A 17,715-nucleotide genomic window follows, 5' to 3' on the forward strand; every position below is an offset into this window, starting at 1 on the left:
ATACCTGTTTATTTTTTTAAAAAAAAAGCTAAAAAATAATTTAGAAGAAGTTCTAAATTATTTTTTCTTTCTTAAGTTATTCTGATTCTTGTTATTATTCACAAAGATATACCTTATAATTTTATTATAGTAAATGGGCGATGAATAAAAAAATAGTTAAGAATTAATTAAAATATTCACTAATATTTATTCTGTTTTACTTATAGTCCATACTGAGATAACATATTTTTAGCAAAGGTTTCATCATCAAACTGCTTTCTATTTAACTCATGTAATTTAGCATCTTCACCTACAACATATCTTAATTTACCTGATTCATCTGTTACTGCTTCATAAATAGTCTCAGAAGCCAAATTAACAGGTGATGAATTACTTAGCATTTTTGGAAATAAATCAAGAGCAGACGTAACTAAGTTATTGTATTGGGTTAATTCTTCATTATGGGAAAAATCAAAGGATCTTGTTCCGAAATCTGTTGCAATAGAACCCGGTTCAATTATTTTAACTTTTCCTCCAAATTGTCCAACTTCATAATTTAATGACTCAGAAATACCTTCTACAGCAAACTTAGTTCCATGATATAAAGAACCTAAAGGAAATGTTATCCTTCCTCCTATCGAAGAAACATTAACAATTGTACCTGCCTCATTCTCTCTAAAGTGTGGTAATAAAGCTTTAGTAACATCTAAAAGACCTATAACATTTGTATGGAATTGCCTTATAATTTGTTCTTTTGAAAATGACTCTAATGTTCCGTATGCTCCATAACCTGCATTATTCACTAAAACATCAATTTTTCCAAATTTTGAAATAGCCTTTTTAACAGCATCTTGTATAGACTCCAAGTTCAAAACGTCTAATTTTGTTACGAATACGTTATCTAATTTTGTAAGCTCCTCCTCTTCTTCCGGTCTTCGCATCGTAGCAACTACATTCCAATTTTTAGATTGAAATAATTTGGCAGTCTCTTTGCCTATCCCACTACTTGAACCTGTAATAAATATTGTTTTCATATTTATATTTTTTAATAATTAGAATACAAATATCTGAATTACAACAAAATCAAAATAATACTAATTAAATGTTTTACAACACTTTTTACTGTTTTATACATGAACTAAGGACAACCTCCTAAAAAATATTTATTTAACTGATAAACTACTACTTATAGTTAGGTTACTAAATCTTTAGGCACATAAAACACCTTTTATTAGGTGTTTTATGACAAGTGTATCTCTAAAATTTAATATATAGTTAGTGGAGGCTTTAGAAACGTTTAACTTTCAATTCATAACACTTAATTATTACATGCTAAACCTTTTAATATCTGTACTAAATCGAAATTAATTTTATACCTTGTTTATGCCTCATTTGTATTTAATACAAATCTAAATCAGTGAGATTGATACCTAATGCTTTTGCAACTCCTTTTCCATATTTCGGATCTGCTTTAAAACAATTTTTAATATGTCTTTCTTGAATAAATTTTTCAGCTCCTCCAATTTGTCGTGCGGTATTGTCAAACAATATTTGTTGTTGTTCGGAAGACATTACATTAAATAAATTTCTAGGCTGCGTATAATAATCATCATCATCTCTGTGGTCATAATGAAAGGCATTACCTGCTAAAGATAATTCAGGCTCTACATGTTCTTTACTTTCAGCCCATTGCCCATAACTATTAGGCTCGTAATGAATGGTTGAGCCTTCATTTCCATCTACTCGCATTGCGCCATCTCTATGTGGATTATGAAAAGGACATTTTGGTTTGTTAACAGGAATTTGATAATGATTTACTCCAAGTCTATAACGTTGAGCATCTCCATATGAGAATAAACGAGCCTGTAACATTTTATCAGGTGAAAATCCAATTCCTGGAACTACATTGGCTGGGTTAAATGCTGCTTGCTCTACATCCGCAAAATAATTTTCTGGATTCTGGTTTAGCTCCATTATTCCAACATCTATCAATGGGTAATCAGAATGAGGCCATACTTTAGTTAAATCAAACGGATTGAAACGGTAATCTTTTGCTTTGGATTCTGGCATAATTTGTATTTTTAAATTCCACTTTGGAAAATCTCCATTTTCAATAGAATCGAATAAATCGCGTTGGTGACTTTCTCGATCTTTCCCTACTATTTTTTCTGCTTCAGCATCCGATAGATTCTGTATTCCCTGTACTGTTTTGAAATGGAATTTCACCCAAAATCGCTCATTATCTGAATTTAAAAAACTAAATGTATGACTACCGTAACCATTCATATGTCTATATGATTTTGGAATACCTCTTTCACTCATCGTCATCGTAATTTGATGTAAAGCTTCTGGTAAAAGCGTCCAAAAATCCCAATTATGATTGGCACTTCTGAGATTTGTTTTTGGATCGCGCTTTACAGCTTTGTTTAGATCGGGGAATTTATAAGGATCTTTCAAGAAAAAAATTGGTGTATTATTTCCTACCAAATCCCAATTGCCTTCTTCGGTATAAAATTTAATAGCAAAGCCTCTTATATCTCTTTCAGCATCTGCAGCACCTCTTTCTCCTGCTACTGTTGAAAAGCGGACAAAAAGTTTTGTTTTTTTTCCAATTTCAGAAAATATTTTAGCTTTAGTATATTTGGTAATATCATGGGTTACCGTAAATGTACCAAAGGCTCCCGAGCCTTTTGCGTGCATTCTTCTTTCAGGAATTACTTCTCTGTCAAAATGAGCAAGTTTTTCTAAAAACCAAAAGTCTTCTAAAAGCATAGGTCCTCTTTTACCTGCTGTTTTTACATTTTGATTCTCCGCAATCGGCCTACCTGATACTGATGTAAGTTTTTTCTTTTGTTCTTTCATTTTATTAAGTTTAAATATATTTTAAAAACCCTATTAGTTTTTTAATGAGATTCAATTAACAGACATATATAATTATATATGTCTACTGTAAATATATCTTAAATAACAATTTTCTGAAAAGCGCCAGAAAATCAATAATTTATATAGCTATCAATTATTTATATAGTTTAAGAATATATCTTATCTAAACACAATGTTTACAACTATTTACAAAAACTTAAAATATTTATTTTACTTATAATAAAAGTATATCAAAAATATCTCACCCTTTTTTTAAGTATCGGAGAGCCTAACCTTTAGGCTATAAATTCATTTGCTAAATATTAAACATAAAAAACATCTTAATTCATATTTTCTTTAGTAAGTGTATTTCTTACATTATTTATAATAAGATCGTTTTAATGCCTTTTATACTTTTTTAGCAATTGCGTTTGAGATCAAAATACTAAAGTAATTATACACAAAAATTAACTTCTGTAAAATGTAAGTTTTTACTACCTTAAAATAATTTTTTTTCGCTGTTCTTTTTATTTATAACAATGTCACTCGTAACAGTAATTTTGATTCTCGTATCATTTTTATATTTTTAAATTAACCGTACTAGATCTTCTAAATTTTGTTGAACAATAAAATTTATTCTCTTTTTTCAATTCTTTACCAATTACGAAATAATAATCAAATAAAGTTACATCAGTAAGTTTTAGTTAAACCGTTTTTTGCTTTTAGATAATAATAAAATTGAGTAATAAATCATCTTCTCAATGATTTTATTGTTGAATAAATGTTTACCAATTTACTTTTTCTAATAACACTCTTAATAAATTAACAAAACTCCAAAAAATAAAAGCTGACACCTCTGATGACACCTACAATAAAATACTTTTGTAAATCAAATACTTAAATCAAAATATTTACTATTAATTATATATATAGTAGCTTTAATTGATATCGTAATAAATAATTATTTTATTTCCCTGATAGTTCATGTATAAAAAAGAATTAAACTGATAAAAAATCTACAAAGTAGATAAATTAATATTTTAGAAATTAAAGAGGTATAAACCCTTTCTTTTAAAAATAATAAAACCAATATTAAATAAGAGGCTGTAGACATACATTGTAGTGAAATACTATTTAAGAAAAGTAGGTATGTAGAATACCAACAATTAACATCTCTCTCATATTGAATATGAAGTAAGTGATGCTATTGAATTAATATATCCGTACAAAAAAATATTCTGTAACTTTTGTCACCAACTTTATCTTTCTATTAACTCTACCTTTGTCAATAGTAAAACAAATATAAAATGAAAATATTAAACAAAACATTATTAATCACAACCCTAGTGTTATTTGTGATAGGTGCACATGCACAAAAACACAAACATGGTAAAAACACACATGAACATAAAGGAACTAACACTAATCCCTACATTCATAAAGGCTCACCAACGGTAGATATTTTATATGATGGTTATGTAAAACCAATTGAAGGAAAAACATTTTTACCAGGTGCTCAACCTGATGGAGCAAGAAAAGCAGCAAGCACAATTGCTTTAGTAAGAACAAAAGATATGATTATGGTAACCGATCCGGGTATGACAGCTAAAGGTGATTGGGATAATGTAATTCATACTATGAAAAACTTAGGGGTAAAAAAAGAGGATGTAACTCACATTTTTATAAGTCATCATCATCCCGATCATAATACTAGATTAGGAGTATTTCCTAATGCTACGATTGTTGACTTTTGGGCAACTTATAAAAATGATGATTGGAAAGATCATCCTGATAAATTTGAAATTAGTAAAGGGGTTAAAGTCATTAAAACTCCTGGACATACTCATGAAGATGCTAGCTTATTAGTTAACACAAAAGAAGGACTTTATTTACTAACTCACATGTGGTGGAATGATCAATTTGGTCCGAAAGTAGATCCTTTAGCTCAAGATCAAGCTGCTTTAGATAAAAATAGAGCGGAATGGATACACGAAGTAGATTGGATCGTACCTGGTCATGGAAAGATGTTTAAAAATCCAAAAAAAATCCAAAAAACAAAAGCCGAAAGAGAGGTGTTAAAAGCTAGCAATACATGGATTAAAAGATTTAATCAAGGTGATGTTGATTACTGCGTTAGCGCATATACTAAAAATGCTTCGATGACTGCAAAACCATTTGGAACTTTTATAGGAAGAGCTAAAATAGATAAATTCTGGAGACCTTTCGTAAAAAAAGGCGCTAGTTTCTTAGTTTATAGAAACACTATCGTTAAACAAATTAATCCCACAACTGTGCATTTATCATCAGATTGGAGCATGAATGTTGGTGAAGGAATTATTACAAAAGAAGAATGGGTAAAAGAAAAAGATGGCATATGGAGATTAAACGATGATCATTTTGAGGTTTTAAAACAGTATAAGCAATAAAAAAACAAAAATGAACTTAAAAGAACAACTTAATCGATGCGAAGAGGTTTTTGGGGAAATGGCTAAAAATGTTTTTAAATCAATTAAAGATATTAGTCCACGTACTATAAATAATATTCATGATTATTTGGCTAATAATTTATATGAAGATGACACCTTAGACCTTAAGGTACGAGAGCTTTGTGTAATTTCAATGATTGCTGCTCAAGGAGGGTTAGACAAAGCGTTAAAAGTTCATATCAAGACAGCTTTAAAGCACGGAGCTTCTGAAAATGAAATCATAGCAGTAATAGAAACTGTAGGAGCTTATGCTGGAATGCCGAAATCGATGCTTGCATTACTTGTTGCTAAAAGTGTATTTGAAGAAAAATAACTTTAATTTATTATCAAATAATTTTTTCACAAACATGTAAAATAATCAAAAAAGTGAAAAGGCGATATTATTCGCAAAATGTTGTTATATATTATTTTAAGGTGGTTTTAAAAAACCACCTTATTTTTTAATAAATATAAGGTTTGCAATACGTTGTTTAACTACTATAAATTTGAACACGTACGGACAAAAAATTTTATTAGCTCAAATTTCAATACTATTTTATAATTGATTTTAAGTATGTTTGCCAACTATGAAATCAATTTATAAATTTCTTAGTGTACTACTACTTTTTAAAACTCACAACTTTACTGCGCAAGAAAATGTACTTTTTAATATTAATGAAGCCCCTTCTTATAACTCTTACATAAATTACAAAGAAAAAGATGGAATTTTAAGTAATCAAATAACATGCATTACTCAAGATGAATTAGGTTATATTTGGTTTGGGTCAAATAAAGGACTAACTAGATTTGACGGAACAAATTTTGAGAACTTCACTAACGAAAACGGAAATTTAACTCAAAGAATTAATGTCTTGGTTAGTAATAAAAAAAATCTTTACATTGGAGGATTCAATTTTTTCGCATTAAGAAATAAGAATACTTTTAAACTTATTGAAAATAAAACTGTACGTTGCATAATTCCTACAGAAAATTCTTTAGTAATTGGTACAGAAAGAGGGATATACAAACTAACTAAAGATTTTTTAATCCCAATAAAAACAAATCTTGAAATAGACTTAAGTGAGGTTAACGATATTCAATATGATGGAGAAAACTATTATATAGCAACGAATAAAGCTCTTTGGAAATTAAAAAACTTAAGTACACCCAAATCAATTAAAAAAATTGAGATGGGTAATTTTACTTCTATTTTAATTCTCAAAAATAAAGTAATCTCAAGTACTTTAAATTCTGGACTCAGAATTATAAATAATTCCAAAATATCTGCTATTAATATATTTACGAAAAATGTTAAAGGAATTAGAAAGATCGGAACAAACTATTGGGTATTTTCATTAAGTAATGGTATTGAGATACTCAATAACGATTTTTCTTTTAAAAGAAAAATTAATAAATATAATTCATTTGAATCTAATGAGATTACAGATGTATTCGAAGATGCTCAAGCTAATATTTGGTTAACAACACTAAATCATGGAGTTTTCAGATTTAAAAGTCTATCCTATAATAGACTTTTTGTCCCTTCAATTTCTTTTGAAAATATTGAGGTTTTACATCAACCCATTGATTTTTTTATGCATGGTAAAGATAAAACAAAACTTAAATTAACTTCTCAAAAAAATCATCTTGCATTTTACTATAAATCAATTGACTTGAATAATCCTAAAAATGTTCTTTATCGATATAAAATTAATGGCAAATATAGTCCTTGGACTCACAAAACATCTGTTAATTTAGCAAATCTTCAATCAGGTGATTATACTTTTAGTGTGCAATCAAAATTAAAAAATGATCAAAAAAGTCTTCCTATAGACTTTAACTTCTATATAGATAAACCTTTTTATCATAAAATATGGTTTAAACTATCTATTATGAGTTTCATTTTCACCATTATTGGACTTATGATAAACCAATCAATAAGAAAAACTCAAACAAAAAATAAACTGAAGATAAATCAATTAGAATTAAAAAATCATTTATTGAATTTGGAACAAAAAGCTTTACAACTTCAAATGAATCCACATTTCATTTTCAATGTCCTTAATGGGGTTAAAGCACTGGGTAATAACGGTAAGCTAAATGATTTAAATAGTACTATTTCGAAATTTTCTAATCTTCTGAGGTCAATTCTTGAGGCTTCTCGAAAAGATTTTATAAGCTTAGCTGACGAAATAAAAACCTTAGAAAATTATATTGACCTTGAGCAACAAATGAGTATTTGTAAATTTACGTACAGAATTAATTATCAATTATCATTTGAAATAGAAGAAATTATGATTCCCCCAATGCTAATTCAACCTTTTATTGAAAATAGCATTAAGCATGGAATAAAATCAATTGAAAATGGAGAAATAATTATATACTTTTCCAATGATGCAAATTATATTCACTGCGAAATAATTGATAATGGAGTTGGATTTTTCACTACTCAAAAGAAAAAAAGAAATAAAAATCATGTTTCTATTGCTTTAAATGTAACAAAAGAAAGAATTAAAAGCATAGACTCAAAAACGTATGTTAAATTTATCGAGTTAAAAAAAAATGGTGAGGTTATAGGTACAAAAGCCTGTTTTAAAATTCCGCTAAAAACAGATTTTTAAAATTAAAATCTTAATATCAATTATCTGTTTTCAAAACTTACTACATTCGAAACCTAAATTATAACTATCAAAATGAAGAATTTAACGGCATTAATTGTGGATGACTATGAACCTGCTTTAAAAATGTTAGAAAATGATTTAAAAATAAATCATCCTGAGATTAGTAATATTTCTAAAGCTAAAAGCGTTGTAGAAGCTTCAAAATTGCTAAGACAAAAAGAACCTGATATTCTATTACTAGATGTCATGCTAGGAGATGGAACAGGATTTGATATTCTAGAAATTCATCCTGAATTGTGTTCTAAAATAATTTTTGTAACAGCAAGCGATGAGTTTGCTATTAAAGCTTTTAAATTTGCAGCCATAGATTATATTTTAAAACCGTATTCTTTAGATAGCTTATGTGGTGCTATTGAACGGGCTAAATCTCAAATATCACCTAATAAAGAGCAATTATCAGTGCTAAAAAACTCTATTTTTTATCCTGATCAACGACCAAAAAAAATATCATTAAACTCTTCTAACAAAATCATCGTTGTAAATTTAGATGATATTATGCATTGTAAATCGGATAATAATTATACCGAATTTTATTTAGTAGATGGACAGAAAATCCTTGTAGGAAAGACCTTAAAATATTTTTCAGATATTTTAAAAGAATATCATTTTCTTCGAGTGCATCAAAGTCATTTAATTAATATACAATTCATTAAAGAATTTATAAAGTCAGATGGAGGCTATATTATACTTCAAAACAAACAGACAATTCCTGTTTCTGTAAGAAAGAAGAATGAAGTGATTGAAATAATAAAAAATATATAAAAACACATATTGTTCTTTTTATGTTAAATTTTTATTAATTTTTACTTATATTGGTAACATAATTAAAACTCTTATGCCAGTTAGTATTCTTAAACCAGAAAAAGGAAGATTACTCATCGCAGAACCTTCTATTTTAAATGATCGCTCTTTTAAAAGAGCTATTGTATTACTGACAGAACACACACAGAATAGCTCTGTCGGTTTTATAATGAACAGACCTTTACATTATACTCTTAAAGATTTAGTTCCAGACATCGATTGTGATTTTACTGTTTATCAAGGTGGTCCTGTTGAGTCAGATAATCTCTATTTTATTCACAAAGTTCCTGAGCTTTTACCTAATAGCGTAGAAGTAAATAATGGTATTTATTGGGGAGGTAACTTTGAATCTTTAAAGAAGCATTTAAATAATAATGCTGTAAAGCCAAGTGATGTTCGATTTTTTCTAGGTTATTCGGGATGGGACACCAATCAATTAAATGATGAATTGAAAACAAATTCATGGTTTGTTTCACATAATATATACAGTAATATTTTTACTATTAATAATGAAACGATTTGGAAAAATCAATTATTGAAAAAAGGGGGAGAATACAAAATTTGGGCAAATGCACCAAGTGACATTCAAATGAACTAAATTTTTATACCCCTATAACACTCAACATCTGTAAACTATTTTTAAGTTTACATGTAATTTCAGTTGAAAATTTTTTCTTTCTGTAGTTAGTCACAGATTGTATTCCAGTAATTGCGTTGGTAATAAAAACCTCATTTGCCTTTTGTATTTCAAAAGGTGATATTGAGGTTTCCTCAATATCATAATCAGGGTTTTTGCTTACAATTTCTATTATTTTTTTTCTTATTACACCTTTAATACATCCCTCAGTCAAAGGAGGTGTTTTTATAGTGGTTCCCGTGACTATAAAAATATTTCCATTTGTTGCTTCAACAACCCTTTTGTTTTCGTTTAGAATAATACAACTATCTAAATCATTTTCATCAGCAAAAACAGATGCTAGAGTATTAATCATCCTATTTGTAGTTTTAACTGTAGATAAAAGCCCCGAGTAATTATAAAAATCTTTGTATAAATCTACTTTATATGTATTTTTTGATACGGAATTTACAGGAATTACATCAATTAAATAATCTACCTCATTAGTATTAGGTAAATATAAGCCACCATCTTTCCTGTATACCGTTAATCTGACTCTATAAATGGCACTTTCTTTAGTAATTTGTTTTACTGTTTTCAATATTTCTTCTTGAAGAAATTCTAAAGTAAAGCGCATTGGTATTTTCATCCTAAGCATCCTCATTGAAGCCATTAGTCTAAAATAATGGTCTTCGAAAAATATGATTTTATTATTTTGTATTTTAATAGTTTCAAAAATACCATCACCATACTTAAAAGCTCTATTTTCACTACCAAGTTTTACCTCTTTTGAAGGAATTATTGAACCATTTAAATTTACCATTATAAGATATTTTCTATCAACAAAATTACTAATTTTATAATATCTGAAAGAAAATTTAATGATTTGTTTTCTCTTAAAATTATACAGTCTATTGATTAATATTCCTAAAAAATACCCAGCAAATTTGCTGGGTATTTTTTATATTTTTTTTGTTTTTCCTGTTTATGCTCCAATAGTATGCTTTAATTCTTCTATTTGATTTTCCCAAAGCCGCTTTGCTTCTTCCGCATCTTCTTCATTATCAGCAAAATCAGTTACTATAACTACAACATCCTTAGTAAGAGGATCTACTTGTATTCTGAACTCAAAATAGCTTTCATCTCCATCACTTTCTACCCATTTAAATTTTATTCGTTCATCAGCCTTACTCGCTACAATTTTTGCTTCTTCTTCTGAATCATCCCACATAAAAATAATTTGCTTTCCTCTTGAATTTACTCTATCTGCAAACCATTCTTCCAAACCAGCAGGTGTTGCAAGATAAGTATATAACATACTTGGAGAGGCGTGAATTGGGAATTCTAATTCAAATTTAACTTTACTCATTTATATATACGTTTGAGAGCCAATATATAGATTTTTTCTTTAAAAAAAAATGATTTTTTTTTGTTCATAAGTCAAAAAAACATATATATTTGCACCCGCAATCAGGCGAGGTAGCTCAGGTGGTTAGAGCGCAGGATTCATAACCCTGAGGTCGGGGGTTCAACTCCCCCCTTCGCTACAAGTGTAAAAACATTGCATGTCAATAAAGATACGGTTTAAGTGTACCTTAAACCGTATTTTTTTTATGACAAAATTATCCTTACTTTTAACAAAAGTACACGATTCGGTACACTATTTAGAAAACATGAAGCCTAAGAAAAAATATTCCGAACCTAAACTTTACACGGGCGGTGTAGATGTAAAAAAATGGAATAAACTTTCTCAAAAAGAAAAACAGAAAGCATTAAGCAAACAATGGTATATAAGATGGTCTTATAGAAATCCAAATAATGGAAAGTTGGAAAGACAAAAAAATGTCAAAGCCGGAAATAGATATAAAACCAAAGATGAAAGATTAGAAATACTTGAGACAATGAGGAGAAACTTATCTCGACTTTTAAAAGAAGGTCAAATTAACCCCTATAACATTGAAATATCAAGTAATATTTATACAGTCGAAGATGCTTTCAACTTTGGTCTAAAGATGAAAGAAAAGACATTAGCTAAAACCTCTTACAATAATTTTGAAAACCGAATAAACCGTTTCAAGGATTATTTACTGGAAAACGGATTTAAAAATAGATTCATGACATCCGTTTCTAAAAAAGTAGTTAATGATTATCTAAATATGGTTTTGCAGAAAACAAGTGCAGGTAATAGAAATAATGATAGAGCGGATATTTCCTCGTTATTTACAGTTTTATCCGATCAAGAGATAATCCCAGTAAATTTTATAACTAAAATCCCAGTTTTAACCTCTAAACCTCAAAAAAATGTTGCTTTTACTGAAAAAGAAGTTCAAGACATATTTGAATACCTAAGAGACGATAAAGCCGATATTTGGTTATATTATTTTTGCGCTCATGTTTATTATGCTCTTTTTAGAAATGTAGAAGTTTGCAGAATAAAAGTTAAAGATGTAAAAATTGAGGAGAAATTGATTTACTCTAACACCAAAACAAACATCTATTTTAAACAAATACCTCAAGTACTTATTGATGAATTCTACAATAAAATAGATTTATCAGAATATGACAATAATTTCTTTGTTTTCACTAAGGATAATAAACCAAGTAAATGGTTAACACGTTTAAATAAAAAAACAGGGAATAGAACCGTAACTGAAGAGAAAAATAGACGTAGTTATTGGGGTAAAAGATTTAATCGTGTAGTAAAAAAGAAATTTAACTTTTCGGAATTACATACTATTTACTCTTTGCGACATGCCGCTATTGGTAAAATGTTTTTAGTAAAAGTAAAAGAGTATAGAAAAACAAAAGTGGCAAATTATGAAGAGAAAGCCCTTGATTATATTAGAACTATAACTAATCACCAAGACAATAATACCGTTAGAAACTACCTTCGTGAAATAGGTTATTATAAAATTGAAGATTGGTCTAGTCTTTTGAAATAACTACATCATAAGCATAGTATTTAGTTTTCATATAGTTATGTGATTTTTTTCTATTTAGACAGGTAAATTCTTCTATTTTTTCAGGACAAAAACCTAACATTTTTATTATTTGGTCATTTGTTAACTCATTTTCACTAATAATTATGCCTTTTTTATTTAGATTTTGGTGTTCTATAAATAATTCAGTCTCAAACACTTTTAATAGTTCACATTTAATTTTGGTTATGTCATCCTGTTGCAAAATAGGTTTTAATACTTTTTCTATGTATTTTAATCTAGCCTTTTTTAGCTTGATCTTTTTTACCATGATGTTTTTAGTTGTCTTCATTCTTTTGTAGTTTTTTTAGTAATACATCACTCTTTAAATACATTTCATTTACTGAATCCTGTAGCACACTTTTCCAAATATTAATATCATCAGACAAGTCGCTTTCAACACCATAAGCTTCAATATTTTCAATCTCATCAATAAGATTATAAACCTCTATCGTACACTCCTTAATACTGGTTTTAATCTTGTGTATTTTAGTTTTTAATGATTCTTTAGATAGGAGTGTTTTTGTTTTGAAAACCAATATCACAAGTATGCAGAAAATAACAATTAAAATAGCATAATATTCTACAAGTGATACTGGAAGTTGAGAAGGAGATAGATCCCAACTCGTTAATAAAAATGAAGTTGCTAGTGGTGATAATAAGCATATATAATAAATCTGTTTTCTATTCTTACTTGATAAATTATTAACTATAAAAAAAGTACCTATTACAAATAATGCTATACTTATATGATTCCCGGAAGCAAACCAAAAACCATACATGGTTTTAAAACCAAAATAACGCTCATTCAATTCACTCTGATCTGCAAACAAATAGATCAAAGGAAAAACTCCACTTAAAAAAGTAAGAGCTATACCGATAATAAAATTTTTCATATTTAACAATTAAGTGCTAAAACAACAAATTAAGATTTAAATTTCAAAAAATAAGTACTTTAATTTCTTAAGTTTTAAACTTAGACTTCTGGATGCTTAAACTAAAAAGCATATTTTCAACTATTTATAAAACCTAGAAATAAATTCTTTTTTAGACTTAACATTTGCTTTTTTGAAGATATTTGATGTGTGTGAGGTAACACCATTGTACGAAATGAAAAGTATTTCTGATATTTTCTTATAATCTTCTATGCCTGAAATAAGCATCTCTCCGATTTGTTTTTCTCGATTAGTAAATCCTAATTCATTAAATTGTTCAATAAGTTCTGACCTTTGAAATATGTCATTTTTATAAGCGTATAGTAAAGAATTATAATATGAAAGCATGATTACGAAATATCCAAAATTACAAACGGATTGTTCAACTACTTGAAAATCTCCGATCATAACAATTATCATCATAATAAATACCGAAAACAAACCAACATAAGCGGAATACATCCTATAAATGAAATGCTTTTCTTTATTTCGTCTTATAGAGATTGATATAAGTTCTTTAAACGCTCTAAAAACAAATAAAGCCATTAGAAATAGAGGTACAATTAAAAAAAGTGTCTTAGCTAATCTCAAATTACCCGTTAATAAATATGTAGTTAAAAACCCTAGTATAAAAGAAGTGCTTACAATTGGTATCATAAACCTAAGATTAAAGAATAATATAGGTGTAATACCAAATTCGTGATAGATATAAATAACAAAGTATACAGACATAATGGCTCCAATAGTGTAGGCAAGAACAAGTTGTATAGCAATTGGTATTGATAAAGTAGGATCAGGAAATAGTCCTGAAAACAAATTATATAGGATGAATATTACAGTAAGATATACAATATTACGCCTAGATTGATCTCTTTTTTTTAAGGTCAAATGAAGTATACAAGCAGGAAGGATTAAAACTTGTAAAAATGTAATAATAAATGTTACCCTATGAATCTCTGTACCAAACATATCGTAAATTAAGTACTATAAATATGTAAATCATACCCTTTTAGTGGTATAATACCTTTTTTTTCAAAACCGTTTCTTTCATAAAAATTAAAATTTCTTACAGTAGAAGTTTCTAGTAATATATGTTTGCCTTTATAGTGGCTTTTTATCCTATCTAGGAAACTTGACCCAATTCCTTTACCAGTTTTAGAATTTTCAACACCGATATACCATAAGTGTACATATCTTTCGTTTTTAGGATGGTAGGCTTTTATTTTTTTTTCTCTATTTAGGACTTTAAAAATATTTTGAAAACCAATTACATTAATAATTAACCCTATATCTCTTATAATTGATTTTAAAGTTGTTTTCTTTTTAAGAGGGTCAATAATTATTGCTGCTGCTGTATTTCCTTTATTTAAAAAAACATCTCCAAAATCTAAGCCTTCATAGAATGAATATTCTATTAGATATTTTAGTTTTTTGTTGAAATTTCCTTTTTCTCCGATTACAAAGCGAATACTTTTATTATCCTTAAAAGCTTCGGATATAATATTTACTATTTTCTCTTTACGTGAAATCTTTACTTTCTGCATTATTACTTTATTTTATCAAGCAGTATAAGAAAAAACTCAGAATTAACCAATTATAATTCCGAGTTAAAATTTTAGATTTAATTACAAGCTAATTGTTTCCTTGAGGCGGTTTAGTAGGTTCAACTTTATCCTTGTCAATTGCCACAGGATTAATTTCTGAATCTTCTGAAAGTTCTGGAGGAGTACATGAAACTCCTAAAAATAATAACATTAATAATGTAAAAAAAAATACTTTTTTCATAATGGAAATATTTAAAAAATTATACTTAATTTAAAGTAGTTAAAATATCTTTTTGTGGATTTTAACTCCATAACTAACATCTTTAGTTAGGAGGTCGTATTGAACTCCAAGTCCAAAACCAAAATCACCTTTATTTATGTAGTTTATTGAAGTCTCTATGCTTTGAATACCATTGATAGGATTTAAGTTTACTCCCGGAGATAAATAAAATCCAGAGCCATATTTTACCACTTTTTTCTCAATAGTATTAGTAATTGTTTTAACATCAACTTCAGCAGTTACTTTATTTTGATATACAGTTCCATCCGATAAAATTTCACTATAAATCTTTGCATTTTCTAATTGAGTCGTGTCTCTATATTTATTGAGGTTTTTTACTAAATCCTCATCGCCTTTAGGAATAGGAGTATCTTTATAAACAGGAACGACACGATCTTGATAAATTATAGTAGGCTGCTGCGTAGGCTGTTGCAGTTGTAATCTATTATTTATAGCCTCTTCAATTTCTTTTTTGATGTCAATAGTGGTGGTCTCTTTTTCAGTTACAACCTCACGCTCAGGCTTTAAAAAAAACTTATAGATTCCAAATAGTAAAAGAGCTATAATAAGAATATCTTTTATGTCGATACTAAATTTTCTGTTTATGTTTTTCATCATAATGATTTTAGCATTTTAATTAATTCCTCTTGAGGATGTATATCCGATTTATCAGGTCTAAAAGATACATGAGCCCATATCCCTTCCTCTCCACTTAAAGCTCTTTTATTATACTTAAACATAACCTCTCCTTTATAATTAAGGGGGATGTTGTAGTATTTACCCCAATACAATAAAAGTTCATATAGAGCCTTTATTTGGGCATCAGTGTACTTTTCAAAATAGTGGTATCCTCTAAACTCGTTTTTGTAATACACTACATTATCCTTATCGATTTCTCTTCCTGTGTATGAGTAGTATTTTCCGTTTCTTTTCACGAGACCGCCCCAACTATCTAACTCAACACCGATAAACTCTTTGTTCCTCTTCTTGTTTAAAGAGGGCAATCCAAAATATTTAAAATGAAACCTTTTAATACCTAAATGATGCGCCCAGTATTTAGATGAAAATAAGCGATGTATTTTACCATCTCTACCAATGATTACACAAGTAGCAACGTGTTGAGGATTGGATTTCCACCAATTAATATCCCCAGCCACAGAGTTTCCGGATACAGTATGATGGAGGACAATTCCCTTTTTTTTAGTTTCCTCCTTGTAATATTGGTTTGATGGAAAATAATGGTTAATCGTTTTCATCTAATTCACCGTATTTATCAACATATTTAACAAGTTTCTTTTTTACATCCTTTACGACCCCTTCTAAATAGTCATTGTACTTAATAAGTTTATTTACTTGATCTTCCATGTCAGCTAATAGTTTTTTCTCTATTTCTCTGACCTTTTCAATATTTTCTAACTCTGTTGTTTTTTCATTTAATCGTTTACTTTTTCGACCTCCGAAAAAAGCAACAATAGAGCCTATTATTCCTGTGATTAACTCCCAATTCTCTTTTAATAAAGTCAGCATTTTAATTTGGTATTTTTAATTGTTTGCTATACATAAAACCACCAATAAGGCGAATCACATAATGCGTTAAATAGTTTTTGATTTTCTTTTTTGGGGCTAATACTTTGCGCCACCTTAAACGTTCCTCATCAGCAAATTTTCTTGCATCATAAAAACTGTTATTGAAATGATTTACTTGACCAGCTTTATCAACCCAAAGAGCATCATGGATTAGATCACCTATAAATGCTTTGTCAATTGGTTTGAAAATTGACCATGCCCAACTGGGTACTGAAGATAAATCAGTTTTAAATCCTTTAGGTATATGAAGCTCGTATCCATCAGATAATATTACCGAAATATCTTGAGTAGTTTCAAATGTTCTTTCTCCTTTTCCTGTAGGTAAATATGCTAAAGAAATTGATACTGGGTTTTCTAAATATTTGATTTTTATTGCTTCCATTTTACACCGCTTATTTGTTCTACAATACCATCTAAAACTCTTTTTCCTGTTTCTGAATCTACAATAGCCTGAAGCATATAGTAAATTTGATTAGGTTGACCGTCTTTAACTTGTGGCTCATTATTCATTGCATCTAAAAACACTTGAGGATTTCCATTTTGCCAAATATTAATCTGATTATTATAATAAGCTAACAATGTAGAAGTGACAGCTCTTACTTGTGAACTAGGATGTTCCTCTGCTGTTTTTTGTAAGTGTACAAAAGCATTACGGTATCTACTCAACCGAAGTTTAATTCTATTTTTTATAGGCTCTAACCATGTTTTTTTATAAAACACTTCTCCATTATCGTATAATATTTTTAGTGTCTTTTCAATATCAGTTTCAATACCATTTTCATCTAATATATCTTCATTTTCAATAGTTACTGCTAATAATCCATCTTTTTCACTATAAAAATTATCACTAATTTTTCTACCTCCATAAGTATATTTAGGTATTGCTCCATAGCAACCTCTTTTTTTAAAATCACAACTTAACAACTCTTGTTCGTTTGCAAATTCAAAACCTTCAAATCCTTTTATTTTTTGTAATACAATTTCCAT

General features: G+C 28.4%; 20 protein-coding genes and 1 tRNA gene. 7 read left to right on the forward strand and 14 right to left on the reverse strand.

From position 1 onward, the window contains the following. Positions 1–200: 200 nt before the first annotated feature. Positions 201–1,013 (reverse strand): SDR family oxidoreductase, encoded by an 813-nt coding sequence (locus tag ACSIGE_RS03340; RefSeq protein ID WP_440881376.1) that lies wholly within the window; start codon positions 1,011–1,013, stop codon positions 201–203. Between the two features lie 364 nt (positions 1,014–1,377). Next, the gene (locus tag ACSIGE_RS03345) at positions 1,378–2,841 is read right to left on the reverse strand and encodes a catalase (protein ID WP_440881377.1); all 1,464 of its coding nucleotides are present in this window, start codon (positions 2,839–2,841) and stop codon (positions 1,378–1,380) included. Positions 2,842–4,148: 1,307 nt separating this feature from the next. Between ACSIGE_RS03345 and ACSIGE_RS03350 the strand changes: the two genes are divergently transcribed. The 5 genes from ACSIGE_RS03350 to ACSIGE_RS03370 all read left to right on the forward strand — a co-directional run bounded on the left by ACSIGE_RS03350 (position 4,149) and on the right by ACSIGE_RS03370 (position 9,386). Next, the gene (locus ACSIGE_RS03350) at positions 4,149–5,267 is read left to right on the forward strand and encodes an MBL fold metallo-hydrolase (RefSeq protein ID WP_440881378.1); all 1,119 of its coding nucleotides are present in this window, start codon (positions 4,149–4,151) and stop codon (positions 5,265–5,267) included. Positions 5,268–5,277: 10 nt separating this feature from the next. Then, a complete protein-coding gene (locus ACSIGE_RS03355; RefSeq protein ID WP_440881379.1) occupies positions 5,278–5,640 on the forward strand; it encodes a carboxymuconolactone decarboxylase family protein in 363 nt (120 codons plus the stop codon). A gap of 253 nt (positions 5,641–5,893) precedes the next feature. Next, a complete protein-coding gene (locus tag ACSIGE_RS03360; RefSeq protein WP_440881380.1) occupies positions 5,894–7,927 on the forward strand; it encodes a histidine kinase in 2,034 nt (677 codons plus the stop codon). A gap of 72 nt (positions 7,928–7,999) precedes the next feature. After that, a complete protein-coding gene (locus ACSIGE_RS03365; RefSeq protein WP_440881381.1) occupies positions 8,000–8,749 on the forward strand; it encodes a LytR/AlgR family response regulator transcription factor in 750 nt (249 codons plus the stop codon). 73 nt (positions 8,750–8,822) lie between these two features. Then, entirely contained in the window at positions 8,823–9,386 is a 564-nt protein-coding gene (locus tag ACSIGE_RS03370; RefSeq protein ID WP_440881382.1) for a YqgE/AlgH family protein, read from the forward strand. Between the two features lie 4 nt (positions 9,387–9,390). Here the strand turns inward: ACSIGE_RS03370 and ACSIGE_RS03375 are convergent, their stop codons facing one another. Together ACSIGE_RS03375 and ACSIGE_RS03380 are read right to left on the reverse strand one after the other, a co-directional pair. Next, positions 9,391–10,227: an aminotransferase class IV gene (locus ACSIGE_RS03375; RefSeq protein ID WP_440881383.1), complete on the reverse strand. Its 837-nt coding sequence runs from the start codon at positions 10,225–10,227 to the stop codon at positions 9,391–9,393. A gap of 162 nt (positions 10,228–10,389) precedes the next feature. After that, on the reverse strand, positions 10,390–10,773 hold the full coding sequence (locus ACSIGE_RS03380; protein ID WP_440881384.1) for an START-like domain-containing protein: 384 nt from the start codon (positions 10,771–10,773) through the stop codon (positions 10,390–10,392). Between the two features lie 104 nt (positions 10,774–10,877). On the opposite strand from ACSIGE_RS03380, the gene ACSIGE_RS03385 reads away from it, so the two are divergent. Together ACSIGE_RS03385 and ACSIGE_RS03390 are read left to right on the forward strand one after the other, a co-directional pair. Beyond that, positions 10,878–10,951 (forward strand) — tRNA-Met (locus ACSIGE_RS03385). A gap of 66 nt (positions 10,952–11,017) precedes the next feature. Further along, entirely contained in the window at positions 11,018–12,346 is a 1,329-nt protein-coding gene (locus ACSIGE_RS03390) for a site-specific integrase (protein WP_440881385.1), read from the forward strand. On the opposite strand, the gene ACSIGE_RS03395 is transcribed toward ACSIGE_RS03390, so the two are convergent. The 10 genes from ACSIGE_RS03395 to ACSIGE_RS03440 form a co-directional block, all read right to left on the reverse strand. Next, positions 12,330–12,674 carry a hypothetical protein gene (locus ACSIGE_RS03395; protein ID WP_440881386.1) on the reverse strand — a complete coding sequence of 115 codons (345 nt, stop codon included), beginning with the start codon at positions 12,672–12,674 and terminating at the stop codon, positions 12,330–12,332. The two genes, ACSIGE_RS03390 and ACSIGE_RS03395, sit on opposite strands and share 17 nt — an antisense overlap. After that, on the reverse strand, positions 12,661–13,278 hold the full coding sequence (locus ACSIGE_RS03400) for a hypothetical protein (protein WP_440881387.1): 618 nt from the start codon (positions 13,276–13,278) through the stop codon (positions 12,661–12,663). Before ACSIGE_RS03400 ends, ACSIGE_RS03395 begins: the two co-directional genes overlap by 14 nt. Positions 13,279–13,398: 120 nt before the next feature. Further along, entirely contained in the window at positions 13,399–14,286 is an 888-nt protein-coding gene (locus ACSIGE_RS03405) for a LuxR C-terminal-related transcriptional regulator (RefSeq protein ID WP_440881388.1), read from the reverse strand. 8 nt (positions 14,287–14,294) lie between these two features. Continuing rightward, entirely contained in the window at positions 14,295–14,861 is a 567-nt protein-coding gene (locus ACSIGE_RS03410; RefSeq protein ID WP_440881389.1) for a GNAT family N-acetyltransferase, read from the reverse strand. Positions 14,862–14,949: 88 nt separating this feature from the next. Next, positions 14,950–15,102 carry a hypothetical protein gene (locus tag ACSIGE_RS03415; protein ID WP_440881390.1) on the reverse strand — a complete coding sequence of 51 codons (153 nt, stop codon included), beginning with the start codon at positions 15,100–15,102 and terminating at the stop codon, positions 14,950–14,952. 39 nt (positions 15,103–15,141) lie between these two features. Further along, complete coding sequence (locus ACSIGE_RS03420) at positions 15,142–15,756, reverse strand: hypothetical protein (RefSeq protein ID WP_440881391.1); 615 nt, start codon at positions 15,754–15,756, stop codon at positions 15,142–15,144. Continuing rightward, entirely contained in the window at positions 15,756–16,397 is a 642-nt protein-coding gene (locus ACSIGE_RS03425; RefSeq protein ID WP_440881392.1) for an N-acetylmuramoyl-L-alanine amidase, read from the reverse strand. The genes ACSIGE_RS03420 and ACSIGE_RS03425 overlap by 1 nt, the downstream gene beginning before the upstream one ends. Continuing rightward, a complete protein-coding gene (locus ACSIGE_RS03430; RefSeq protein ID WP_440881393.1) occupies positions 16,384–16,668 on the reverse strand; it encodes a hypothetical protein in 285 nt (94 codons plus the stop codon). The genes ACSIGE_RS03425 and ACSIGE_RS03430 overlap by 14 nt, the downstream gene beginning before the upstream one ends. A 1-nt stretch (position 16,669) precedes the next feature. Continuing rightward, entirely contained in the window at positions 16,670–17,110 is a 441-nt protein-coding gene (locus tag ACSIGE_RS03435; protein ID WP_440881394.1) for a DUF1353 domain-containing protein, read from the reverse strand. Beyond that, complete coding sequence (locus ACSIGE_RS03440; protein WP_440881395.1) at positions 17,098–17,715, reverse strand: hypothetical protein; 618 nt, start codon at positions 17,713–17,715, stop codon at positions 17,098–17,100. The genes ACSIGE_RS03435 and ACSIGE_RS03440 overlap by 13 nt, the downstream gene beginning before the upstream one ends.

Origin of the sequence: Tenacibaculum profundi (assembly GCF_052050075.1) — a bacterium.
GTDB lineage: Bacteria > Bacteroidota > Bacteroidia > Flavobacteriales > Flavobacteriaceae > Polaribacter.